This window comes from Paraburkholderia sp. USG1 (genome assembly GCF_031570135.1).
GTDB classification, from domain to species: domain Bacteria; phylum Pseudomonadota; class Gammaproteobacteria; order Burkholderiales; family Burkholderiaceae; genus Paraburkholderia; species Paraburkholderia dioscoreae.
On record NZ_JAMWXW010000004.1, the window covers coordinates 272,163 to 295,645 of the forward strand.

At 64.2% G+C, this 23,483-nt stretch carries 25 protein-coding genes; 9 read left to right on the forward strand and 16 right to left on the reverse strand.

Annotated features, from left to right (window positions below):
• The first annotated feature begins 37 nt into the window (after positions 1-37).
• The 5 genes from NE850_RS07680 to NE850_RS07700 are packed head-to-tail and all read left to right on the forward strand — an operon-like array spanning position 38 to position 4,536.
• Positions 38-607, forward strand: a complete 570-nt coding sequence (locus tag NE850_RS07680) for a carboxymuconolactone decarboxylase family protein (protein WP_007177152.1) — start codon at positions 38-40, stop codon at positions 605-607.
• Positions 604-1,707 carry an acyl-CoA dehydrogenase family protein gene (locus NE850_RS07685; RefSeq protein ID WP_310698594.1) on the forward strand — a complete coding sequence of 368 codons (1,104 nt, stop codon included), beginning with the start codon at positions 604-606 and terminating at the stop codon, positions 1,705-1,707. The genes NE850_RS07680 and NE850_RS07685 overlap by 4 nt, the downstream gene beginning before the upstream one ends.
• Entirely contained in the window at positions 1,704-2,498 is a 795-nt protein-coding gene (locus tag NE850_RS07690; RefSeq protein WP_007177150.1) for an ABC transporter ATP-binding protein, read from the forward strand. The genes NE850_RS07685 and NE850_RS07690 overlap by 4 nt, the downstream gene beginning before the upstream one ends.
• 18 nt (positions 2,499-2,516) lie before the next feature.
• Positions 2,517-3,707: an ABC transporter substrate-binding protein gene (locus NE850_RS07695; RefSeq protein WP_007177149.1), complete on the forward strand. Its 1,191-nt coding sequence runs from the start codon at positions 2,517-2,519 to the stop codon at positions 3,705-3,707.
• Positions 3,700-4,536 carry an ABC transporter permease gene (locus NE850_RS07700; protein ID WP_007177148.1) on the forward strand — a complete coding sequence of 279 codons (837 nt, stop codon included), beginning with the start codon at positions 3,700-3,702 and terminating at the stop codon, positions 4,534-4,536. The genes NE850_RS07695 and NE850_RS07700 overlap by 8 nt, the downstream gene beginning before the upstream one ends.
• A 115-nt stretch (positions 4,537-4,651) precedes the next feature.
• Here NE850_RS07700 and ssuD read toward each other — a convergent pair whose 3' ends face one another.
• The 8 genes from ssuD to NE850_RS07740 form a co-directional block, all read right to left on the reverse strand.
• Entirely contained in the window at positions 4,652-5,815 is a 1,164-nt protein-coding gene (gene ssuD / locus NE850_RS07705; RefSeq protein WP_007177147.1) for an FMNH2-dependent alkanesulfonate monooxygenase, read from the reverse strand.
• 49 nt (positions 5,816-5,864) lie between these two features.
• A complete protein-coding gene (locus NE850_RS07710; protein WP_007177146.1) occupies positions 5,865-7,235 on the reverse strand; it encodes an LLM class flavin-dependent oxidoreductase in 1,371 nt (456 codons plus the stop codon).
• Entirely contained in the window at positions 7,235-8,497 is a 1,263-nt protein-coding gene (locus tag NE850_RS07715) for an SfnB family sulfur acquisition oxidoreductase (protein WP_165188339.1), read from the reverse strand. Before NE850_RS07715 ends, NE850_RS07710 begins: the two co-directional genes overlap by 1 nt.
• A gap of 3 nt (positions 8,498-8,500) precedes the next feature.
• Entirely contained in the window at positions 8,501-9,751 is a 1,251-nt protein-coding gene (locus NE850_RS07720; RefSeq protein ID WP_007177144.1) for an SfnB family sulfur acquisition oxidoreductase, read from the reverse strand.
• A gap of 204 nt (positions 9,752-9,955) precedes the next feature.
• Positions 9,956-10,699 (reverse strand): amino acid ABC transporter permease, encoded by a 744-nt coding sequence (locus NE850_RS07725; RefSeq protein ID WP_007177143.1) that lies wholly within the window; start codon positions 10,697-10,699, stop codon positions 9,956-9,958.
• Positions 10,696-11,436, reverse strand: a complete 741-nt coding sequence (locus NE850_RS07730; protein WP_007177142.1) for an amino acid ABC transporter permease — start codon at positions 11,434-11,436, stop codon at positions 10,696-10,698. Before NE850_RS07730 ends, NE850_RS07725 begins: the two co-directional genes overlap by 4 nt.
• Positions 11,437-11,530: 94 nt before the next feature.
• Positions 11,531-12,349 (reverse strand): ABC transporter substrate-binding protein, encoded by an 819-nt coding sequence (locus tag NE850_RS07735; protein WP_007177141.1) that lies wholly within the window; start codon positions 12,347-12,349, stop codon positions 11,531-11,533.
• A 159-nt stretch (positions 12,350-12,508) separates the two neighbouring features.
• A complete protein-coding gene (locus NE850_RS07740) occupies positions 12,509-12,820 on the reverse strand; it encodes a hypothetical protein (RefSeq protein WP_232064341.1) in 312 nt (103 codons plus the stop codon).
• Between the two features lie 337 nt (positions 12,821-13,157).
• On the opposite strand from NE850_RS07740, the gene NE850_RS07745 reads away from it, so the two are divergent.
• Positions 13,158-14,513 (forward strand): LLM class flavin-dependent oxidoreductase, encoded by a 1,356-nt coding sequence (locus NE850_RS07745; protein WP_007177139.1) that lies wholly within the window; start codon positions 13,158-13,160, stop codon positions 14,511-14,513.
• A gap of 155 nt (positions 14,514-14,668) precedes the next feature.
• Here NE850_RS07745 and NE850_RS07750 read toward each other — a convergent pair whose 3' ends face one another.
• The 7 genes from NE850_RS07750 to NE850_RS07780 form a co-directional block, all read right to left on the reverse strand.
• Positions 14,669-15,493: a MetQ/NlpA family ABC transporter substrate-binding protein gene (locus NE850_RS07750; RefSeq protein ID WP_007177138.1), complete on the reverse strand. Its 825-nt coding sequence runs from the start codon at positions 15,491-15,493 to the stop codon at positions 14,669-14,671.
• Positions 15,494-15,709: 216 nt separating this feature from the next.
• On the reverse strand, positions 15,710-17,788 hold the full coding sequence (locus NE850_RS07755) for a family 2A encapsulin nanocompartment cargo protein cysteine desulfurase (RefSeq protein WP_007177137.1): 2,079 nt from the start codon (positions 17,786-17,788) through the stop codon (positions 15,710-15,712).
• A complete protein-coding gene (locus NE850_RS07760; protein WP_007177136.1) occupies positions 17,763-18,695 on the reverse strand; it encodes a family 2A encapsulin nanocompartment shell protein in 933 nt (310 codons plus the stop codon). Before NE850_RS07760 ends, NE850_RS07755 begins: the two co-directional genes overlap by 26 nt.
• 107 nt (positions 18,696-18,802) lie before the next feature.
• A complete protein-coding gene (locus NE850_RS07765) occupies positions 18,803-19,078 on the reverse strand; it encodes a helix-turn-helix domain-containing protein (RefSeq protein WP_007177135.1) in 276 nt (91 codons plus the stop codon).
• Entirely contained in the window at positions 19,075-20,061 is a 987-nt protein-coding gene (epsC, locus tag NE850_RS07770; RefSeq protein WP_007177134.1) for a serine O-acetyltransferase EpsC, read from the reverse strand. The genes NE850_RS07765 and epsC overlap by 4 nt, the downstream gene beginning before the upstream one ends.
• A gap of 42 nt (positions 20,062-20,103) precedes the next feature.
• The gene (locus tag NE850_RS07775; protein ID WP_007177133.1) at positions 20,104-20,571 is read right to left on the reverse strand and encodes a rhodanese-like domain-containing protein; all 468 of its coding nucleotides are present in this window, start codon (positions 20,569-20,571) and stop codon (positions 20,104-20,106) included.
• A 231-nt stretch (positions 20,572-20,802) separates the two neighbouring features.
• Positions 20,803-21,051 (reverse strand): hypothetical protein, encoded by a 249-nt coding sequence (locus tag NE850_RS07780; protein ID WP_310698595.1) that lies wholly within the window; start codon positions 21,049-21,051, stop codon positions 20,803-20,805.
• A 254-nt stretch (positions 21,052-21,305) separates the two neighbouring features.
• Here NE850_RS07780 and NE850_RS07785 point away from each other — a divergent pair, with 254 nt between their 5' ends.
• Positions 21,306-21,902, forward strand: coding sequence for a nitroreductase family protein (locus NE850_RS07785; protein ID WP_165188329.1), 597 nt, complete (start codon positions 21,306-21,308; stop codon positions 21,900-21,902).
• Positions 21,903-21,972: 70 nt separating this feature from the next.
• On the opposite strand, the gene NE850_RS07790 is transcribed toward NE850_RS07785, so the two are convergent.
• Positions 21,973-22,221 (reverse strand): hypothetical protein, encoded by a 249-nt coding sequence (locus tag NE850_RS07790; protein WP_035516613.1) that lies wholly within the window; start codon positions 22,219-22,221, stop codon positions 21,973-21,975.
• Positions 22,222-22,258: 37 nt separating this feature from the next.
• On the opposite strand from NE850_RS07790, the gene NE850_RS07795 reads away from it, so the two are divergent.
• Both NE850_RS07795 and NE850_RS07800 read left to right on the forward strand, forming a co-directional pair.
• Positions 22,259-22,525 (forward strand): hypothetical protein, encoded by a 267-nt coding sequence (locus tag NE850_RS07795; protein ID WP_035516612.1) that lies wholly within the window; start codon positions 22,259-22,261, stop codon positions 22,523-22,525.
• 38 nt (positions 22,526-22,563) lie between these two features.
• On the forward strand, positions 22,564-23,439 hold the full coding sequence (locus NE850_RS07800; protein ID WP_007177130.1) for a MetQ/NlpA family ABC transporter substrate-binding protein: 876 nt from the start codon (positions 22,564-22,566) through the stop codon (positions 23,437-23,439).
• Positions 23,440-23,483 lie beyond the last annotated feature (44 nt).

A 23,483-nucleotide genomic window follows, 5' to 3' on the forward strand; every position in this document is an offset into this window, starting at 1 on the left:
GCCACAATGAACGCCTATCTGTGAGGAATGAATCGACATGAGCCGTCTACCGCTGCATACCCTCGAAAGCGCGCCCGAAGCGAGCCGCCCTTACCTCGAACGCGCACAGGCGGCCAACGGCTTCCTGCCGAACCTCGTCGCTTCGCTGGCGAATGCGCCGACCGCGCTCGAAACATACCTGACGGTCGCCGAAATCAACGGCCGCAGCGGCCTTACGCTCGCCGAACGCGAGACAGTGCAGATCACGGCGGCCGGCATACACGGCTGCGGGTTCTGTGTTGCAGGGCATACGGCTGTTGCATTGAAAAAAGCTCAACTCGATCCGCAACTGGTCGAAGCGATCCGCGAGCAGCAACAACCGCTGCCCGACCCTCGTCTGAATGCAGTCGCGATCTTCACGCGCGCGGTGATCGCCACACGCGGCGCCGTGCCCGACGACGCACTCGCCGCGTTCCGCGCAGCGGGATTCAGCGACGCGAACGCACTCGAAGTCGTGCTCGGCGTGAGTCTTGCCACGCTGTGCAATTTCGCCAACAATCTCGCGCAGAACGAACTCAATCCACAACTAGCCGCCTATCGCTGGGAAGCGGGCGCGCACGCCGCATGAAACCACAGCCGCTGACTACCACAGCACCGGATCTCGCAACATGGCTCGACGCTAACGCCGAGGCTATCGACACCAGGCAAGATCTGGCGCACGAGATCCTGCCGCGGCTCGGGCGCGCGGATCTTTTCCGGATCGGCGTGCCGGCGCATGAAGGCGGTCTGGACGGCACGGCGGTCGACGCGATCGAAGCCATCACCAGCGTTGCCGCCCATTCGCTGACGGCGGCATTCGTGTTCTGGGGTCAGCGCACGTTCATCGAATATCTGCTGCAGAGCCCGAACGAAGCGCTGCGCGCGCGCTGGCTGCCCGCGTTGTTGCGCGGCGAACTGGCCGGCGCAACGGGCCTCTCGAACGCGATGAAGTATCTGTCGAACATCGAGCCTCTGCAGATGAATGCGACACCCCGCTCCATCCACGGAGTCGCCGCGGGCTGGACGCTCAACGGCAAGCTGCCGTGGATCACGAACCTGCGCCGCGAGGGTTTCCTTGCCGCCGCCGCGTTCGATCACAGCGACGGCGCACCGCCTTCGATCTTCGCGATTCCCCACGACGCAGCGGGTGTCGTACGCAGCGACGATCTCGACCTGATTGCCCTGCGTTCGAGCAACACAGCAGCCCTCACGGTGGAGCGCGCCGCGCTCGACGCAAGCTGGCAGATCACCGCCGACGCGCCCGCCTTTCTTGCGCGCGTGCGCCCGGCGTTTCTGGGTTTTCAATGCGGATTGTCGATCGGTCTCGCCCGCCGTGCGCTTGCCGCAATCAATGAAAGCAGCGCGCCGGCCCGCGCGGCCGTGGAGGACGAAGTCGCCCCGCTCGCACACGAACTCGACGCGCTGACAAACCGGCTATTCGACGGTGTTCAACACGGCACCTTCGTTTCGGCGCCTGCCGCGCTGTTCGAAGTGCGGATCGGCCTCGCGGCCGCGGTCGATCGCGCCGTGCGCCTCGAAGTCGTGACCGCGGGCGGACGCGGCTATCTGCGAGAACAGGGCGGCACCGCACGGCGCACGCGTGAAGCGGCCTTCGTGCCGATCGTCACGCCGAGCATCGTGCAGCTGAAAAACCAGTTGGCACAGCATCAACGGACCAAGGCCGCATGAGCAACGCCATCAGCACGAGCGCGGCGCGCGTGGAGGTGCGCGAAGTCGGACTCAGCTACGCGGGGCGTCGCGTGCTGGACGGTATCGATCTCAGCGTGCGCGCCGGAGAACTCGTTTCCGTGCTGGGACCGAGCGGCTGCGGAAAGTCGACGTTGCTGCGTATCGTCGCCGGACTGCAGCAAGCCGAATCCGGCTACGTCGCGGTGGACGGAGTCGCCCTGCGCGGTCCGCGGCCCGACGTCGCGCTGGCGTTTCAGGATCCGTGTCTGCTGCCGTGGCTGTCGGTCGAAAAGAACGTGGCGTTCGGGCTCGGCTTTTCACGTCAGCCGGAATTGTCGCGTGGCACGCGGCGCGAGCGCGTCACCACGGCTTTGAACCAGGTTGGGCTGGCGCATGCCCGTCACTACGCGCCGCGCCAGTTGTCCGGCGGCATGGCGCAGCGCGCGGCGCTCGCGCGCTGCCTGGCCCGCAAACCGCGCACGCTGCTGCTGGACGAACCATTCGGCGCGCTCGACGAAGTCACGCGTGCCGAGATGCAACAGCTACTCGTGGACGTGGTACGCGAGACGGACGCCGCGACCCTCCTCGTCACACACGATATCGACGAGGCGTTGCTCGTCTCCAATCGCATCGTGGTGCTGGGCAATCGCGGCAAGCTGATCCTGCAACTGACCGTGGATGTCCCGTCGCCGCGCGAGATGCACCTCGAGGCGCTCGGCGCGTTGCGCATCCGGATTCTTCAGGCGCTGCGCGATTCGATGTCGCGCGCGGCCCTCACCGCCCCCATATAGAAAGAAGGCAAAAAACGCATGTGCCAGCTTCCGATGTCCCGCCGCGAGTGGCTCAAGCTCGCTTCGATGTTCACCGTCGCCGGCGCCGCGCCGTTGCTTGGCGCGCTCAACGCGCGAGCCGCCACGGACCCGAACGCACCCGTGCGCATCGGCTATCTGCCGATCACCGACGCCACGCCTTTACTGGTCGCCCATAACAACGGCTATTTCGAAGCGGCCGGCCTGGCCGTCGAGAAGCCGACGCTGCTGCGCAGCTGGGCGCAACTGGTCGAAGCGTTTCTGTCGGGTCAGGTCAACGTAGTGCACCTGCTCGCGCCGATGACGATCTGGGCGCGCTACGGCAGCCAGGCGCCGGCGAAGGTGGTCGCGTGGAATCACGTCAATGGCTCGGCGCTGACCGTGTCGCCCGACATCGACAAGGTCGCGGACCTCGGCGGAAAAACAGTGGCGGTGCCCTTCTGGTACTCGATCCATAACGTCGTCGTACAGGACATGTTGCGCACGCAGGGACTCGTGCCCGTCTTGAAGAAAGACGGCGAGCTCAAGCCGAACGAAGTGAGACTCATCGTCATGGCGCCGTCGGACATGCCGCCGGCGCTGGCGTCGAAACAGATCGCCGGGTTTATCGTCGCCGAGCCGTTCAATGCGGCGGCCGAAGGGCTAAAAATCGGCAAGGTGCTGCGCTTTACCGGCGACGTCTGGAAGAACCATGCATGCTGCGTCGTGTTCATGCACGAGCGGGATCTGACCGAACGCGCCGCGTGGTCGCAGAAGGTGGTCGATTCGGTGGTGAAGGCGCAGTTGTGGACGCGCGCTCATCCGCAAGAGGCCGCGCAGCTGCTGTCGAAAACCGGCCAGAACCATTACACGCCGCACACGGCCGCCGTATTGACCGAAGTGCTGGCCCCTGCGCCCGGCGATCAGGGCCGCTATCTGGCCGATCGCGCGATCATCCATGCGGACTGGCACGCGAAGCGGATCGATTTCCAGCCATATCCCTATCCTGCCTATACGGAAGAGCTGGTTCGCCGCCTGAAAACGACCCAGCTCGAAGGCAATGCGCAGTTCCTGGGTCAACTCGATCCGGCATTCGTCGCGCGCGACCTGGTGGACGACCGTTTCGTGAAAAACAGCATCAAGTCAGTTGGCGGGATGCAGGCGTTTGGTTTGCCGGAAGGGTTTTCGCGCACGGAGACGATCGTTGTCTAGCCTGTCGACGCGCCCTGCTCCCGCGCCTGCCGTCAACCCAGCCGCGCGCGCGAACGGCGCCGTATCGTCGGGCTGGCTGGGTCGCGCCGCACTCGGGCTGGGAGGCCTCGTGGGCATCGTCGCGATATGGTGGCTGGCGGTCGCCGTTTTCGCCGCGCCCGGCACGCTCGCCGCGCAGTTTTCGCCGGCCCGCGCGTTCGAAACGCTGCCGGCGCTGATCACCGACGATCGTCTCGCCGTCCACATCGTCACGAGCCTGCGGCGCATCGCCATCGGTCTGCTGTGGGCGTTGCTGGTCGGCGTGCCGCTCGGTTTTCTGATCGGCCGCGTGAAAGCGCTCGATACGGCCTTGTCGCCCACGCTTCAATTTTTGCGCATGATCTCGCCGCTGTCGTGGATGCCGATCGCCGTGATGTCGCTCGGCGTCGGCGACCGCGCGGTGTATTTCCTGCTGGCGTTCGCCGCCGTGTGGCCACTGATGATGAGCACCGCCGCCGGCGTCGCGCACATCGACAAGCGCTGGTTGCAGCTCGGCGAAAGTCTCGCGGCCACGCGCGGCGAAATGCTCTGGCATGTGTATGTGCCCGGCATCGCCGCGCATGTGCTGACCGGCGTGCGGCTTGCCATCGGTATTCTGTGGATCGTGCTGGTGCCGGCGGAAATGCTCGGCGTGAGCTCAGGCCTGGGCTATCTGATTCTCGATACCCGCGACCGCCTCGCGTATTCCGAGCTGACTGCGGTGATTCTGGTTATCGGTGCGCTCGGGTTTCTGCTCGACTTCGCCGCGCGCCTGGCTTATCGCCGTTTCGGCCTCGGCCGGGTCGAGTAGGAGCGATAGCGCGGTTGCTATATGCGGTTGCTATATGCGGCTGCTTGATGCGGTTGCCGGAATCCCGCGCCTTCGCGGGATTCCGGTGCACTAACTCACGCCCTCTTCGACTGCTTTACACGTGCGCCTTGGGTCGAGCTTCACTTTCCTTGCTCGCGCCGGCGTTTGCCCGCACATCGAAGGCGCCGCCCGTCAGAACCTGATCGCGCAAGGTGACCGGTTTCTTGCCGGGCAACAGCGGGAACACGAGTTCCGCAAAACGGATCGACTCCTCGAGATGCGGATAGCCGGACAGCACGAAGCTATCCGCGCCCGCGTCGACGTATTCCTGCAGCCGCGCGGCGACCGTCTGCGCATCGCCGACCAGAGCCGTGCCGGCCCCGCCGCGCACCAGACCGACGCCGGCCCACAGGTTCGGGCTGATCTCCAGCTTGTCGCGGCGCCCGCCGTGCAGTTCCGCCATCCGGCGCTGTCCGACCGAATCCATGCGCGCATAGTTCTCCTGCGCACGGCGGATGTCATCGTCGTCGAGCTTGCTGATGAGGCGGTCGGCTTCGGCCCATGCTTCCTCATTGGTCTCGCGCACGATCACATGCAGACGCACCCCGAGTCGCAGCTTGCGGCCGTGGGCGGCCGCGCGCCGCTGCACATCGGCGAATTTTTCGGCTACGGCGGCGGGCGGTTCGCCCCACGTCAGATAGGCGTCCACATGCTTGGCCGCCAGCTCATGCGCGGCCGGCGACGACCCGCCGAAATACAGCGCCGGCGCGGGCTGCTGCACAGGCGGATGAAAGTTGCGCGCCTGCTCCACGTGAACGTATTTGCCCTTGAAGTCCACCGTCTCGCCGGCAAGCAGATCGCGCCAGACGGTGAGGAACTCATCGGCTGCCGCATAGCGCTCGTCGTGCGGGAGAAATACGCCGTCGGCGGCAAGTTCGGTGGCGTCGCCGCCTGGCACCACGTTGAGCAGCAGGCGTCCATGCAACGCCTGGTCGAGCGTGGCGGCCTGGCGGGCGGCGGCGGTCGGGCCGCTGACCGAGGTGCGCAACGCGACCAGAAGTTTGATGCGCTGTGTCACCGGCACGAGGCTCGCGGCGGTCACCCACGGATCCTGACAGCTGCTGCCGGTCGGAATCAGCAAACCGTCATAGCCCAGATTCTCGGCCGTGACCGCGATCTGACGCATATATTCGTTGGTGGGCGGCCGGCCGAAATCGGACTTGCCGAGATAGCGCGTATCGCCCGAGGTCGGCAAAAACCAGAAGATATCGAGACTCATACGTGCTGCTCCTGTGACGAACGTTGGGCCATGCTGATGGTGTGTGTGTTCATACCGCCTCCGCGGTGTGCTGTCTGAAGCTTGCTGCCGCATGCCGTGCCGGTAACTGATCGCCCTGCCCGAACAGCTTGTGGCGCAGCGTACCGTCGGCATAAGCAGTCTTGTAGAGGCCGCGATTCTGCAATTCCGGCACGACCAGATCGATGAAATCCTCGTAGCTTTCCGGGACCACCGTGCGGCTCAGATTGAAGCCGTCGACGCCCGTTTCCTCGATCCATGCCTGCAGTTCGTCGGCCACCTGAGCCGCGCTGCCGACAATGGCCGGATAGCGGCCGCCGAGTTCGAACATCTCCAGCAGCTTGCGGCGTGTCCAGCCGTGCTGTTTGGCCGTGCGCGTGGCCGATTCGATTGCGTTGCCGGGCGCGTAGTCCACGGGGGCGTCGAGATCGTATTGCGAGTAATCGATGCCCGTGCTGGCCGCGAAGTGCGCGAGGCCCGCTTCGCGGCTCGCGTATTGCAGATAGTCCGCGTATTTCTCGCGGGCCTGTTGTTCGGTTGCGCCCGCAACCACCGCCGCGCCGACGAATACCTTGACGTCGTCGGGCTGGCGGCCGGCCTGCACCAGTTGCTCGCGCAACGTGCGCACGGTCTCGCGCGCGACCTGCCGGTTCGGCGGCGAGATGAACACGCACTCGGCATGACGCGCCCCAAAACGCTGGCCGCGCCCGGAACTGCCGGCCTGGAACAGCACCGGCGTGCGTTGCGGCGACGGCTCGGCGAGGTGATAGCCTTCGACGTTGTAGTACCGGCCCGCGTGCCGCACCTGATGAACCTTAGCCGGGTCCGCATAGACGCGCCCCGCCTTGTCGCGCAGCACCGCGCCCTGCTCCCAGCTGCCTTCCCACAGCTTGTAGAGAACCTCCAGGTATTCGTCCGCGCGGTCGTATCGTTCGTCGTGCGGGAGTTGCTCGCTGAGCCCCATTGCGCGTGCCGCGCTGTCGAGGTATCCCGTGACGATATTCCAGCCCACACGGCCTTGCGTCAGATGATCCAGCGTCGAAAAGCGGCGCGCGAGAAGATACGGCTGCTCGTAGGTGAGATTGACCGTCACGCCGAAACCAAGGTGCTCGGTCACGGCGGCCATTGCCGACACCAGCAGCGTGGGATCGTTGACGGGCAGTTGGATCGACTCGCGCAACGTCACGTCCACGTTGTGCTGATAGACGTCGTACACGCCGACGATATCGGCGAGAAAGAGCCCGTCGAACAGTCCGCGCTCCAGCGTACGCGCGAGATTGGTCCAGTACGGCAGCAGCCGATAGTCGCTCGAACGGTCGCGCGGATGCGTCCACAAACCGTGGTTGATGTGGCCCACGCAGTTCATGTTGAACGCGTTGAGCAGGATCTGTTTTTTCGCCATCACAAGGCTCCATGCCGCGGCGGCAGCTTGTCGTTGAGGTAGAAGTTGCCCACGGCGTGATACTTCCAGCGCACCGGGTCATGCAGCGTATGAGTGCGGGCATTGCGCCAGAAGCGGTCGAGGCCGAGACCGTCGAGCGTCGCGGCGGTGCCGGCGAGTTCGAACAGACGCGAGCCGGCATCCAGCGACGCGGTGGTGGTGAGCGCGCGCGCCTCGGCCACGGCGATCGACGCCTGCGCCACCGATTGCTCGGTGAGCTGCGCCTGCGCCGCGTCGACGAAGCGGCCCGCGCGGCGCAGCAACGCTTCTGCCGCGCGCAGCCGCACCGAAATGTCGCCGAACTGCGCAATGGTCAGCGGATCGTCGGCGGCACGTTCCACCTTCGCGTCGATCCACGGGCGCGAGCGCTCCCGCACGAACTTCAGGCCGGCTTCGAACGCGCCACGCGCCTGACCCAGATCGATCGCCGCGTGAATGATCTGCGCAAGCGGTCCGATCGTCGTGGGGCGCTCGAACGACGCCTGAAACGGCACGATCCATTCGGGCTCGACCCGCACGTGATCGAACTGCACCGAACCGCTGCCGGTGACGCGCTGGCCGAAACCATCCCAGTCGTCCGTTACGGTAACGCCCGGCGTGTCGCGCGGCACGAACGCCAGATAGGTGACGTCGCGGCCCTGCTCTTCGGCCACGACCAGCGTGGGAATCCAGTGGGCGTAAAGCGCGCCCGTGCAATAGAACTTCCGGCCGTCGATATGCCAGCCGGCCGCCTCGCGCGTGAGCCGTGTGCGGCGTTTGAAATCCTTGTGGCCGATTTCGGCGAGCGCGTTGCCGAAACGCTCGCCGGCGAGTACGCGTCCGTAGAAAAAGCGCTGCTGTTCAACACTGCCGCCGACGCGCAACACCTCCAGTGCATAGAAATGGTTTTGCGGGATCTGGCCGAGCGAGCCGTCGGCCACGGCGATCGTCGCGGTGACTTCGGCGAGCGTGCCGTTGCTCACACCCGCGCCGCCGAATTCGCGCGGCACGGTGATGCCCCACAGGCCGCTCGCCACGAACGCGTCGAGCTCGGCCCACGGAAGCCGCCGTTCGCGATCGCGCAGCGCGGCGTCTGGTGCAAACGCCTCGGCGAGACGCCGTGCGGCGAGAAGCGCCTGCGCGTCGTCTGCGATCAGATCGGGGGTGGGTAGCGAACGCAGTTCGCGAGGCAGCGCGGCCGGCGCGGCGCTGCCGCTAGCTGCGGGAGAAAGATCGATAGTCATGTTTCAGTTCCACGAGTGCCGCGCGGGAAGCACCTGATTCAGGTGATAGTTGCCAAGCAGATGCAGTTTCCAGCGCACCGGGTCATGCAGTGTATGGGTGCGGGCGTTGCGCCAATGGCGGTCGAGATTGTGGACGGCGCGAGTCGACGCGGAACCGGCCAGCTCGAACAGCTTTTCGCTTGCTTCGAGCGCGATGCGCGTGGTCAGCACCTTTGCCTCGGCAACGGCGACGGAAGCTCGTGCGCTGGCCTCGGCATCGATCGGCTGGGCCGCGATGGCATCCAGCGTACGGCCGGTTTCCAGCAGCACTTCATGCGCTGCATGCAGGTCGATCTCCAGACGGCCGACATCGGCGATGATGTACGGGTCGTCGGTTGCGTGTTCGAGGCCCGAATCGACCCACGGTCGCGCGCGTTCGCGCACGAAGGCGAGCGCGTCGGCGACGGCGGCCTGCGCAATACCCTGGTCGATCGCCGCCTGGAGCAGTTGCGAGACCGGGCCGAACAGACCGGGACGGTCGGCCAGTTGCCAGATCGGCAGCACGTCCTGCGGATCGACCGGCACGTTCTCGAAGGTCACGGTGCCGCTCGCCGTGGTGCGCTGGCCGAAGGAGCTCCAGTCGTCGACCACGGTGAGGCCCGGCGCATCGCGCGGCACCCAGACCTGCACGGCGCGTCCTTCGTCGTCGGCTGCGCGCGTCGGGACACGGTGTGCGAACAGTGCGCCGGTCGAGTAGAACCGCTTGCCGTCCAGACGCAAGCCGTCCGGCGTGGTGCGCAGACGCGTCGAGCCCTGCAGGATCGTTGCGGCCGCGGCCGAGCGACGTTCCGGGCCGGCATTGCCAAGCCGGTGGCCCGCCAGCACTTCGCCGTACAGGCGCTCTTTCTGCGCCGGGGTGCCGACTTCGCGCAGCACGCCCAGCACGCCGAAATGGTTCTGCGGAATCTGCCCCAGCGCCGGATCGGCCGCGCAGAGATTCACGAAGACTTCGGCGAGCGTCGCGAACGACACGCCGGCGCCGCCATATTCGCGCGGCACGGTAATCGCGCCGAGACCGCTTTGCGACCATAGATCGAGTTCGGTCCACGGCAACACGCGATTGCGGTCACGTTCGGCTGCGCCCGACGCGAACACGCCGGCAAGTGTGCGGGAGGCTGCGAGCGCCTGTGCGTCATCGGCGATCCGCGTGACGCGTGCGGAATCGGGACGCGTCGGCAGTCGCGACACGGCAGGGTTGGATGTGGGGCTGGACATGATGGTTCATACAGACAGTGGAGACCCGTCCGCTCGCGGCGTTTCGGCCTGTGCCAGAGGGCAGCGGCACGCACCCGGCTCGCCACGGAAGGGCTAATCATCTATTGGACCAGTACCCGCGCGCCACGCCTACTATCGAATTGGAACTTGCTTATGACGCGTTCCGATTTGCCGATATTGCCCGCCGGATTGCCACGCGGTTTTTCATTCGCCGAATTCGCCGAGCGGCAGTGGTGTCACCTGTTTCTCATCCTGCGGCTGCGTCGCGCGAGTGGACGGTGCGCGCAGCAGGACGCGATAAGCGAACCATTGCAACGCGGAGCACAAAAGCAGATAGACGATGCCGACGAATACGAAAATCTGCGCGGGGTAAATCATCAGGCGGCTGTTGACCTGATTGGCGAGAAACGTGAATTCCGGCACGCCGACGATATACGCGAGCGACGTATCCTTGACCAGCGACACCCATTGATTGACGAACGACGGCATCATGATGCGCACCGCTTGCGGCAGCACCACATAACGCAACGCCTGCCAGCGCGTCAGCCCGAGCGACAGCGCGGCCTGCTGCTGGGCCGCGCCGACCGAGGCGATGCCCGCATGCACGGCATGCGACAGATACGCGCCGCCGATCAGCGACAGCGCGCACACCACCGCCGCCAGACCCGGCACGTCGATATGCAGCAGGATCGGCATCAGGAAGAACGTCCAGAAGATCAGCATCAGCACCGGAATCGCCCTGAAAAACGCGACGATTCCGATCAGCAGCAGACGCGCGCCGCCGCGTGTCAGCGAGAGCGCCACGCCGCCCGCCAGACCCACGGCCGCGGACAGCAACGCCGACACCACCGACAGCACGACAGTCAGCGCCGCGCCGCCAAGCGGTCCATTGGGGAATGAACCGAGCAGCAGATAGCGCAGTGTCGGCAGCCACTCGGGCACGGTCATGCCTGCCCCCGCTGCAACGCGCGCACACCGGTGTTCTGCCAGATCACCAGGGCGATTTCGATCAACGCGATGGTGCCGATATACAGCACCGTAGCCGTGCCGAACGCCTGAAACGTCCGGAAACTTTCCGTGTCGACCTGACGCGACATGTAGGACAGTTCGGCCACGCCGATCGCCATCGTCAGCGACGAATTCTTCACGATATTCATGTATTGCCCCGCAAGCGGCGGCGTGGCGATACGCACCGCTTGCGGCAGGATGACGTGCCGCAAGGCGGTGTAACGCGTCATCCCCAATGCGGCGCCCGCCTGATATTGCGCGATGCCCACGCCGCGAATCCCGGCGCGAAACTCTTCCGCGATAAAAGCCGTGCTGTAGCAGGTCAGGCCAAGCCAGCCGGCGAACAGTTCGAAGCTCGGCCAGTGCAGCGCAAAGGGCCCGGCGCTCAGGACATGCGGCGTGTTCAGCCATGTCATCCACGGCTGCGGCAGCAGCGTCGCCGCGCCGAAGTACCAGAACAGCAATTGCACCAGCAGCGGAGAATTGCGGAACACGAGGACATAGAGTCTTGCCGCCGCAGCAACGCTGCGCTGCTGGGCGATCTGGGCCATTGCCAGCCCGAATCCGAGCAGCGTCGCGCATACGCTCACGCACGCCGAAAGGATCAGCGTGATGAGAAAGCCGTGCGCGAGCCAGCCGAGATATCGAGGGTCCAGCCAGAAGTTCATGAGATGCATTCGAGAAAACGCGGTGCTGTATCAGCAGGAAGGCCCGATCGCTCGTTTCGAGCAATGACCGGGCCATATCGAGGCGGCGGTGAAGCGACGCGCGTCAGCTCTTCTGCGGGTCGCCGATCCTGAACAGACGCGGCAGCGGCGCGGCGCTCTTCGGACCGAACCACGTGTCGTAGATCTGGCCTGCGGTGCCTTTGGCCTCGAGATCCTTCAAGGTGTCGTTGACGACATTCAGCAGACGTGTCTCGCCCTTCGGCACGCCCACGCCTTCGTAGTCGTTGGAGATCGTGAACGGCGGGATCTCGTAGTTCGCCTTGTCCGGCACTTTCGCCAGCAACGCGACGAGCTTCGGTCCGTCCTGCGTGATCGCCTGCACGTTGCCCGTGCGCAGCGCGGCGAATGCGAACGGCGTATCGTCGTAAGCAATGATCGTGGCGCCCGGGAATTGCGCACGCACCTGCTGCTCATTGGTCGTGCCTTTGTCCGCGCCGATCCGCAAGCCGTTCAATTGCTGCGGCGAGGTAAGCGTGCCCTTCTTCGCGATGAATTGCGTGCCCGACGCAAAATAGGGAATGCTGAAATCCACTTCCTTCTTGCGATCGTCGGTAATCGTAAAGTTGGCGAACACCAGATCCACCTTGCCCGACTTCAGGAAAGCAATGCGGTTGGCCGGATTGGTCGGCTGGATCTCGAGCTTGACGCCAAGGCGGTTCGCGACCGCGCGCGCATAGTCGATGTCGAGTCCGACAATCTGGTTGCTCTTCGGATCGACGAAGCCGAACGGCGGATTGCTGTCGAATGCCGCCACGCGCAGCACGCCTGCTTTCTTGATGTCGTCGAGGCGATCCGCATGCGCGGCAGCGGACATGACAAGCAGACTGCCGGCAATGACGGCGCCGAGTACTCTGAGGTTCATAGCGGTGGTTCCTGTTGTTTTGATGGGCTGCGCACGGCGCTGAGCGGCGCTTGCCCTGAGCGTGAGCCGCCGACTCTACCAACGCTCGCGCAGGCCGCAAACCAAGCAATTCTCAGGTGCTAAGCTGCCTTGCTGATAATGCCCGGCACCGTGAAAACGTCAGCGGCGCACCAGCATGGCGAGCGAGCGGTGCGCGTCGAGCTGCCTGTCGTAGCCCGCCAGCGCGCCATCGACGCGGCGCGTCAAAGGCGGCGTGGCAACGGTGGTGGCATCCGCCAGCAGCGGCGCACCGGAGATCGGCGTGGCACCGGATAAGCAATAGCCGACATCGCGCCGCGCGTTGATACACGTGCGCACCTTGCCGCTTGCGATCAGCGTGGCGAGTGCGGCTTCGACGGCCTTCTCCGATACGCCGAACAGACGGGCGAAAGTCACAGCCGTGTAGACGCGGTTGTGCCTCATTTTCAGCATCAGACTCTCGATCAGCGGATCCATACTCGATAAAGGTTGGTCACTACGGTTATGAAATTAAACGTCGCGCGGCGAACTCGCGCACAGCCTGAGTGAAAGCATGGCAGCGTTCGCAGAAATTTGGAAAGACCGTGTTCCGATATGGTTATGAATGGCACGGCACATCCCGAACGGTGGCTGCTGTCAGCCAACCTTAGTCTTTGCCGACATATCGATGCCAGAATTCATTAGTGGTCTCGAACGGCCGGTCAATCGACAATTGAAGCGCCGGCCAGATGCTTTTGCCCCTTCGTTGCCGGCCCCTCCTGCATTCGAAACTCCTGCATCCGAAAAGACCATGAGAACCGACCCGCCGCGCCAGCTCCATCTGAACGTCAATATCCTTCACTCGGGCTTTGTCCCATCCGCATGGCGCACCGAGGACGCGGATCCCCGCGCTTTCGTCGATATCGCCCACTACGTGCGCGTCGCGCGGATCGCCGAGGCGGCGAAGTTCGACGCGGTGTTTCTCGCCGACAATGCGTCGATCGCCGATCAGATCGACTTCCGGCCAATCACGGCGCTGGAGCCGACCGTGCTGCTCGCGGGCATTGCGTCGGCCACTACGCATATCGGCGTGATCGGCACGGCGTCGACGAGTTACAACGAGCCGTATAACATCGCGCGGCGCTTTGCCACGCTCGATCACCTCAGTGCGGGCCGCGCAGGCTGGAACATCGTGACGACCGCCGATCTCGGCTCGGCGCGCAATTTCGGCCGCGAGGCGGTGCCCAATCATGCCGAGCGCTATGAGCGCGCCACCGAATTCACGGACGTCGTGAAGGCGCTGTGGGATAGCTGGGAAGACGACGCATTTATCGGCGACAAGGTGGGCGGGCGTTTCGTCGACCCGGCGAAGGTGCATCGCATCGACCATCGCGGCAAATACTTCAGCGTGGACGGCCCGTTCAATCTGCCGCGCAGTGCTCAGGGTCAGCCGGTGCTGGTTCAGGCCGGCGGCTCGGCGGACGGGCGCGAACTCGCGTCACGCCACGCGGAAGCGGTATTCTCCGCGTCCCAGTCGTTCGACGAAGCGGCCTCTTATGCTCGCGAACTCAAGTCGCGCGCCGCGGCGTTGGGACGTGGCGACGATGCGATCCGCGTGCTGCCCGGTCTGACCACCATCATCGGTGCAACGGAGGCAGAAGCCCTGCGCCGTCGCGATGAACTGGTCGATCTGATTCCGTGGACTTACAGCCTCACCCGGCTGGCAGGCATATTGGGCGTGAGCGTCGACCGGCTGAAGCTCGACGAGCGCCTGCCGGAAGATCTCTCATTGCCCGGCGGCGGCAACGGCAACCACACGTTTTTCCACGCCACACTGGCGCAAGCACGCACCAATGGATATACGGCGCGGCAGTTGATCCGGGCGCTCGCCGGCGGTGGCGGACACCGGGTGATCGTCGGCACGCCGGAGCAGATTGCGGACGATATCGAACACTGGTTCAAAGGCGGCGCGGCCGATGGTTTCAACCTCATGCCGGATGTGCTGCCGGGCGGCTTGCAGGACTTTGCGGACGGCGTGGTGCCGCTTCTGCAAAAGCGCGGCATTTTCCGCACCGACTACGAAGGTCGCACGCTGCGCGAGCATTTCGGGCTGCAACGGCCGGTGAGCCGCCACCTCGAAACACGCGAGGCGGCAGCGGCCCTATGATGGTTAGCGGTAACCACCCGTCAGAGAGCGCGACGATCCTGCCTGTCTTCACGAAACGCGGACAAGCAGGCCGATTCGCAATCGACTCGCCTGCTCGCTAGTCGAGCCGATACCGTGCCCGTGCGCCTCGGGATCACTGAGGCGCACCACCGCATTCAATGCCAGTCCGCCGGTTTGGAGAACCCGGGGAAACGCTCGTCGATCACACGCTTGAACTCGGCCGACCGATACGCATTGGCAATATCGATCACATACGGCTTGTGAAGATCCGCGGTACGCACCGCCACCAGGTTCAGGTAATAAGGCGGAATCTTTTCCAGCAGCAGCGCGTCGGTCAGTTTAAGCCCCGCAGCCAGCGCGAAGTTGCCGTTGACGAACGCATAGTCGACATCGTCCAGCGAGCGCGGCAATTGTGCGGCTTCGAGCGGCAGCAGTTTCAGTTTGTGCGGATTGCCGGCGATATCGCGCTCCGACGATTTCACCGGGTCGACGCCCGGCTTGAGCGTCACCCAGCCGAGTTGCTGCAACAGGATGATCGCGCGGGCCTGATTGGTTGCGTCGTTGGGCAAGGAAACGGTTGCGCCGTCCTTCACTTCGTCGAGGCTCTTGTGTTTGCGGCTATAAATGCCGATCGGCGCGGTCGGCACCTTGACCAGCTCGGATAGTTTTAGGTTACGGTCTTCGGCGAATTTGTGCAGATAGACCTCATGCTGGAAGGCATTCGCGTCGAGCACGCCGTCCGCCAGCGCAAGATTCGGTTGCACATAGTCGGTGAATTCGACAATCGTCACTTTATAGCCCTGCTTTTCCAGCACGGGTTTGATGCCATAGCGGATCTGGTCGGAATACGGCCCCGCGGTCGCACCGAAACGGATTTCCTGTTTGTCCGGATCGGCGGCATGAGCCGTTACGCTCGCCGCAAGCAGAGCGCCCAAAGTAACGGCAGCCAACGTGGACCATGCACGGCGGAAAGTTTTCATCTGGTTCTCCTCATCGCCGTTGCCCATTCTGGTATGGCGGCGGTTTGTCGGTTGTAGGCATGGGAGCTTACAAAAACGACAGCGCAAGCCAAACCAAGAAATCAATCTTTGGTTTCTTGGCGGGAGCGAATGCAGGCCGAGGTTGGCCGTGAAGTGGCGCGGAGCGCGTGGCGTAGGTAAAAAGGCGGCGGCCCCGTGACCGGCCACCGCCTGTCTTCAGCGGCGTGAAGACAATCGTCGCACTACGGACACCAGCGCGTCGACTTCATCGCAGGTGTTATAGAACGCGAGCGACGGCCTCACGGTCGCTTCGAGGCCAAAGCGCCGCAAGATCGGCTGCGCACAGTGATGCCCCGAGCGCACGGCAATGCCCTCTTCGTTGAGCGCCTGACCGACTTCCTCGGTCTCGTAGCCCTTCAGCACGAAGGACAGGACGCTCGCCTTGTCGCGCGCCGTGCCGATCAGACGCACACCGGGCACCGGTTGCAGCACGCTCGTCGCATACGCGAGCAGATCGTGCTCGTAGCGCGCGATATTCTCGATGCCGATCCGTTGGACGTAATCGATGGCCGCGCCAAGACCCACTGCATCGGCGATATTGCCGGTACCGGCTTCGAAACGACTCGGCGGCGGCTGGAAAAGCGTGCGCTCGAAAGTGACGTCCACGATCATGTTGCCGCCACCCTGCCACGGCGGCATGTCCTCCAGAATCGCGCGCTTGCCGTAGACCACGCCGATGCCGGTCGGACCGAACACCTTGTGACCCGAGAACACGAAGAAGTCCGCGTCGAGCGCCTGGACGTCCACCCGCATGTGCGACACCGACTGCGCCCCGTCGACCAGCGCCTTCGCACCCGCGCGATGCGCCAGTTCGACGATCTCCTTGACTGGCACCACCGTCCCGAGCGCGTTCGACACCTGCGTGACGGAGACGATCTTCGTGCGGTCATTCAGAAGCTTCCGGTATTCTTCGAGCAGCACCTGGCCGCTGTCGTCGACCGGAATCACCCGCAGCTTCGCGCCGGTTTGCGCGGCAAGCTGCTGCCACGGCACGATGTTGGCGTGATGTTCGAGGTGCGAGACGATGATCTCGTCACCCTCGCCGACATGCTTCACGCCCCACGTCTTCGCGATCAGGTTGATCGCTTCGGTGGTGCCGCGCACGAAGATGATTTCCTCCGGCGAGCCCGCGCCGATGAAACGCTGCACCTTGCTGCGCGCGGCTTCGTACGCATCAGTGGCGCGGCCGGCCAGCGCATGAGCCGCCCGATGAATGTTCGAGTTTTCATGCGCGTAGAAATACGCCAGCCGGTCGATCACCGCCTGCGGTTTTTGCGTGGTCGCGGCATTGTCGAACCACACCAGCTGACGGCCGTTGACACGCTCCTGCAGAATCGGGAAGTCGCGGCGAATCGCATTCACATCGAACGGCGGATGCGCGGACGGGCCGGCATGCGGCACGCCGTGCGCGTGGCCCGGGGAACGTGACGGCTCGCCCAGATTCAGGAAATAGTGCGAGCTGCCCGTGTGTTCCGCCGGCTTCGACAGCGGTGCCGCGTGCGAGGCAACGGGACGGTCATAGGGGAAACGTTGCTCGGCAAGAGGCTGATCGACGCCCGGCAGACCGAACGATTGCGCACTCACCTCGCTCCAGACCGGCACGACGATATCCGGTGACGCGGTTGTCGCGGAGTGAGGCTGGCCCGATTCGCCCAGGAAATAGAACGGCGATGCGGATGCCGATGATACCGGCGAAGCGGGCGCAAGCGGCGCAGCACCACCGGTGGACGGACGCTGCGCGCCGTGTGCCTCCGGCACACCCAACGCGGCTCCGCCAAAGCGCGGATCGAGTGCGGGCGCGATGGTCACGACGCTATCGGGCAAGCCGTTCTGCGCTGTTGCATGCGGCGCGAGCGCAGGCGCGCGGTTGCCCAGCGCGAGAACATGCGTCGGCGACGAAGGCAGCAGGTTGGCACCGGGCACATGCCCTTGCGGCAACGCCGCGCCGGGCACGCCGGTGCCCGTGCCGCCAGGGCCCGCGAGCGGCGAACCCGCCGGCGCCGGATTGCTGATCTCGCTGGTCACCGGCGCCGTGAACGGCAGCGTGCCGGCCAGTCCGGGCGTCGCGCCTGACTGCGGCGCATTGCCCGGCAGCGCCGAGAAGAATGCATTCGCCAGCGAAGCCAGCGTTGCGGGATCAGGCAATCCCGCAGGCACGCCTCCAGGCGGAGCGGTCGGCACATCGTGCGGCAGCACGCTTTCCACGGGCTTACTTGTAGGTGTCTGCGTAGTCATGGTACTTGCCGATCTCCACGTCATCGAGAACTGCCAGCGCGTCCGGCGAATGCACGGCGAGCGAGCAATAGAGCGAGATCAGATACGACGCGATCGCGTGATTGTTGATGCCCATGAAGCGAACCGACAGCCCCGGGCCCTGCTCGCCGGCCACGCCCGGCTGGAACAGGCCGACCACGCCCTGGCGCTTGTCGCCCACGCGCAGCAGCAGAATCTTGGTCTTGCCGTCGGCAACCGGCACCTTGTCCGACGGAATCAGCGGAATGCCGCGCCACGTGATGAACTGCGAGCCGAACAGGCTGACGGTCGGCGGCGGCACACCGCGGCGCGTGCATTCGCGGCCGAAGGCGGCGATCGCGAGCGGATGCGTCAGGAAGAACGCCGGCTCTTTCCAGACCTTGGTCAGGAGTTCGTCGAGGTCGTCGGGCGTCGGCGCGCCGGTCAGCGGAAACACGCGCTGCTCTTCCGCCACGTTGGCGAGCAGGCCGTAGTCCGGGTTGTTGATCAGCTGGCTTTCCTGCAATTCCTTGATCGTCTCGATCGTGAGGCGCAACTGTTCCTTGATCTGGTCGTGCGGGCTGCTGTACAGATCCGAGATTCGCGTGTGCACGTCGAGCACCGTGCTGACGGCATTCAGGAAGTACTCGCGCGGTTGCTCTTCGTAGGGCACGAAGGTGCGCGGCAGGATGCTTTCGTCTTCGCGCGCGGTGCAGGCGGCCACCACGGCTTCCGGATTCTTCACCTGGTTCAGACGATAGATGCCTGCCTCGACCGGCAGCCATTGCAGCAGATGCGTGAGCCAGCGCGGCGTGATCGTGGCAAGTTGCGGAACGGTTTTGGTGGCATTGGCTAGTTGCCGTGCTGCGTTATCGCCGAGCGCCGTCAGGCCGCCCACTGTTGCTGTCATCTGAAGCTCCGGGGTTGATAGAAGAAAAGCGGGAAAGCTTATGAGTAAAAGTGATTATCGAGAGGCCACCCCGGCCCTTCAACATGCTATAGACGGCAAGCGTTGATCTAGCTCACCGACGGCGGATCGACGAACGCAGCGTGCGCGAGCACGGCAATGCCCGAGGCATTGGACGATGGGGTAAGCAGGTGTTCGATCGGCACCTGGAATGCGCGGGCCAGTTTGTCGACCGTGACGATCGACGCGATCGCCGAGCCGCGCTCGACCTCGCCGACATATGAGCGGTTGAGTCCGGCGTACTCGGCCAATTGCTCCTGAGACCACCCGCGTGCTTCGCGAAGGCGCCGCACCGCGGCGCCGAACTCCCTGACGAGTCCGCTCATCGCGCCGCTCCCGCCGCCGCGACTGGGACAGCGACAGGGTCTGTTTGATCGCGCGGCGTGCGCCCGGCGCTCACGGAAGTGCCGGAGCCTTCGCTGCGCGACACGGCCTGCGTGACATGCGAGCCCGGCGCGACGTCCTGCGTCAGCCAGACATTGCCGCCGATCACCGAACCCTGTCCAAGCGTGACGCGCCCGAGAATGGTCGCGCCCGCGTAGATCACCACGTCGTCCTCGACGATCGGATGGCGCGCGTGGCCCTTTTCCAGATGGCCCTGTGCATCGCGTGGAAAGCGCTTCGCGCCCAGCGTGACGGCCTGATAAAGACGCACGCGCTCGCCGATGACCGCTGTTTCGCCGATCACCACGCCCGTGCCGTGATCGATGAAGAATCCCGCACCGATCTTCGCACCCGGATGGATGTCGATACCGGTTTGCGCATGCGCGAGCTCAGCGACAATGCGGGCCAGCAGCGGCAAGCCCAGTCCGTAAAGCTCGTGTGCCAGCCGGTGATGAATCATCGCCAGCACGCCTGGATAACACAGCAGCACTTCGTCCACGCTGCCGGCCGCGGGATCGCCGTGAAACGCCGCCAATACGTCGCTGTCGAGCAAGCTGCGGATCGCCGGCAGGCGCGCTGCGAACGCGCGCACCGCAATGCCCGCCTGAGCCTCGATCGTGGCGGCCGGCGGCGGCTGATGCCGGCTGCGGTAATGCAGTTCCAGCCGCGCCTGGCTCAACAGCGCATGCAGTGCGGCATCGAGCGCGTGCCCGACATAGAAGTTTTCGCTTTCCTGACGCAGATCGGGCGGTCCAAGCCGCATCGGAAAGAGCACGCCCTTGAGCGTATCGACAATCTCCGCGAGCGCCTCGCGCCCCGGCAATTCGCGCCCGCCCGGTTCGAGCGAGCGCTTCTGCACTTCGCGCCATTGCTGGCGGACCGTCTGAAGCGCCGCCACGATTTCATCGACATCGAACACAGCCACAGCGGTGACTCCCCTAAAGTGCAGCGCAGACGATCGGGCGCTTCAGTCCTGAATCCACGGCAGCCCGTGAAAGCGCCAACCATTGCTGGCGCCGCGCCGTTGCGCGTCGTCCAGCTCTCCTTCAAAACCTTCCAGCACGTTGAAAACCTGCGTGAAGCCGGCTTTCGCAGCGGCTTCCGCGGCCAGCGCCGAGCGGTTGCCGCTGCGGCACAGCAGCAGCACCACGGCGTCTTTGCCGGTCTTCGCTTCCAGTTCGCGCACGAAGCGCGGATTGCGCGTCAGGCTCGTGCCGGTTGCCCACGCGACATGCAGGCTGCCAGGCACGAGTCCAACAAATTTGCGTTCTTCGGCGGTGCGCACGTCCACGAGGACCGCGTCGCCTGCCTGAACGAGTTCCCATGCATCCTGCGGCGAGACCCCGCCCGCGTAGGACAGTCCGGCTTCAGCCGCGCGGGAGCGGGCGGCTTCGAGCAGCACGTGGGTGGATCGTTCTACGAGTTCAAGCGTCATGACGTCTCCTTCGATATCGCGCGCATCCTTACGCGCCGGTTCAAGGCAACGGCGAAATCAACCGCCTATAGCCATCAGGAGACACTATGAAAGATTTGCGGCCGAAGTCGAACCAATTAATTGTGATTTCTAAAGAAGCACCGGTTTGGTCGCTTCCGCCCAAAACCGCCAGGCATCACGGCTGCCTGTGCGCAACGCTTCCGCTCCCGCTTGCCACCACCGGCCGCGCCGTCATTCCGGCGGCATCTCGATCGGCACAACGAACATGCCCGCGGTGTATTCCGTATGGAAGTAGCCGGAGCGTGCGTAAGCCGCAATGCGTTCGAGCCGCTCGGGCGATTGGGCACCATAAGCGGGACCAGGCGTCTCGCTGCCGGATTGATCAGACGCAATCGGCGCGCGCCTTGACAGGCGCTTTTTCAGGGCGCGCACAGAATGCAGGAGTCCGACCCGGAAGAATGTCGCTGAAAGCGTGGCCATATGGCCTCCGTCGATTCATTGCCATACGAACGAATCTAGCGGCCTGAAAAAAGAAGCGCAAACAAGGTTTTGTGGATTGGTTTTCGTGGAATGGATCAAACGCTAATCACGCCGGGCGTGTGGGATGGCGGAATAACGTTGCGAAAATAAATCGGTTCGGTCGCGCAGTACCTGCGGATAAAGTGATCCGGCATCGCCTCGGGCCGCGTGCCCCGCAGGCTCGAACGTCGAACCTTTCTTTTCAGGAGCAGCCCATGACAACATCGAACTCACGAACCGCCGAACACGCCATTGACCGGCAATTCCTGGAGCGCTGGTCGCCGCGCGCATTCAGTTCCGATCCGATCCCCGAAGCAACACTGCTGACGCTGCTCGAAGCGGCCCGCTGGGCGCCCTCTTCCTATAACTCGCAGCCCTGGCGATTCGTCTATGCACGACGCGATACGCCGCATTGGGAACAGTTTCTCGGCTTCCTCAACGAATTCAACCGGAGCTGGGCGAAACACGCCGCAGCCATTGTGATCGTGCTGTCGAAGAGCACGTTCACGCCGCCCGGCGGCGCGGCGGAAGTGCCCGCGCCGACCCATTCGTTCGATACCGGCGCCGCGTGGGGCTATCTGGCCCTGCAGGCGAGTCTCTCCGGATGGCACGCGCACGGGCTTGCCGGCATTGAACGCGAAACGATCCGCCGCGAGCTCGCCGTGCCGGACGCCTACTCGATAGAGGCCGGTATCGCGCTTGGCCGGGCGGGCGACAAGGCCTCGCTGCCGGAAGCGTTGCAGGCGCGTGAAGTACAGAGCCAGCGCAATCCACTGTCCGTGATCGCGGCGGAAGGGCGACTCGCGTTCTGACGCGAACTCATCGTCCCTTAACCGACGGCTCAAGCCTGCATTTCCCGCAAGGGACGCTATAGCGTTCCTTTCACGACGCAGTTTCCGCCGCAAGCGATCCGCCGAGATAAGCATTGCGAATCCGTTGATCGCGGAGCAGTTCGCCTGCGGTGTCCGCTCTTTTCGCCCTTGACCTCATTCCGAAGAAGGTCAATGTGCGCGACATCGTCTGGAAGGCCCAATCCTGATTCGCGCCGGCATACGCAGTATCTCCGCTATAACAGCACGGCTGTGCTGCATCGGGTACTTCAATTGAAAAGCAGAATTCATTGTTTTGCATTCCAAACCTTGCATGATCTACTGCATTGACGCGAGCATTGCCCCGCCCCACTCCGTTCACCACCGGCTCCCATTACAGCAATCCGGAAATCGATCAACTGTTCTCGCAGGTCGCCGAAGAAACCGACGAGGCAAAGCGCAAGCAGCTCTTTTCGCAGATTCAGCGCATTCTCGAACGCGATCTGCCGGACATCAATCTGGTGTCGCCGCAATACCTGACGGTCTATTCGCGCGCGGTGCATAACCATACGATCTCGCCGGACGGCGTCTCGGCCAGTTTCGCCGACGTGTGGCTGCAACGCTGAACTTCTTCCGATTCACTCTCCCAAGGAAATCCGCCTACATGGAATACAGACAATCCGGCAGCGTCGGCATCAAGTTTTCGACGCGTCGACGCATCACCAGCGCTCTACTGCTGGCCGCCACGCTTGCAGGCTTCACCGCCCCAACCGCTTACGCCGCCGATAGCGGCGCCCCTTCACAGGAGTTGCGCGTCGGGTTCGTGCCCGGCCCCTACGCCGACGAATTCAAGGCGGGTGTCGAACCGCAACTGCGCAAGAAAGGCTACGCGGTCAGGTACGTCGAGTTCAGCACCGGCCTCGAAGCGAACCAGGCCGTGTACCGAGGCGAGATAATCGCCGACGTGATGCAGCACGAGGTCTATCTGAAGTCCTACAACGACCGTAACGGGACCGATCTGGTTGGCGTGGTGCAGGTGCCCACGCCGCCAATGGGACTCTATTCGAGCAAGCACCATTCGCTCGCGGAGGTCAAACCCGGCACCCGCGTCGCGGTGCCGAACGATCCGGTCAATCTCGAACGCGCGCTGAAGATATTGCAGCGTATCGGCTGGATCAGGATCAAACCGAACCCCAATCCCGTGGACGTCACCGAGCGGGACGTGATCGCCAATCCGGCCGGCATCAAGATCGTGCCGCTCGAATCGGCGCAGGCGCCGCGCGCCCTCGAAGATGTCGATTACGCCGCGATTCAGGGCAATTTCGCGATCTTCAGCGGTCACAAGCTGACCGATGCGCTCGCGCTCGAAGAGATGACGCCGCCGTATATCAACCAGGTTGTCGTGAAGGCTTCCAACCGCAATGCACGCGCGACTCAGGACATCGTGCAGGCGTATCAGTCAGCGGACTTCCAGCGCGCGATTCGCAGCAATCGCTTTTACGACGGCTTTCGCTTGCCGGCGTATTTCAGCAACGAGTGAGAAGGTTTGAATACGGTAGGGGCGGTGCTAGCCGCCCTTGTCAG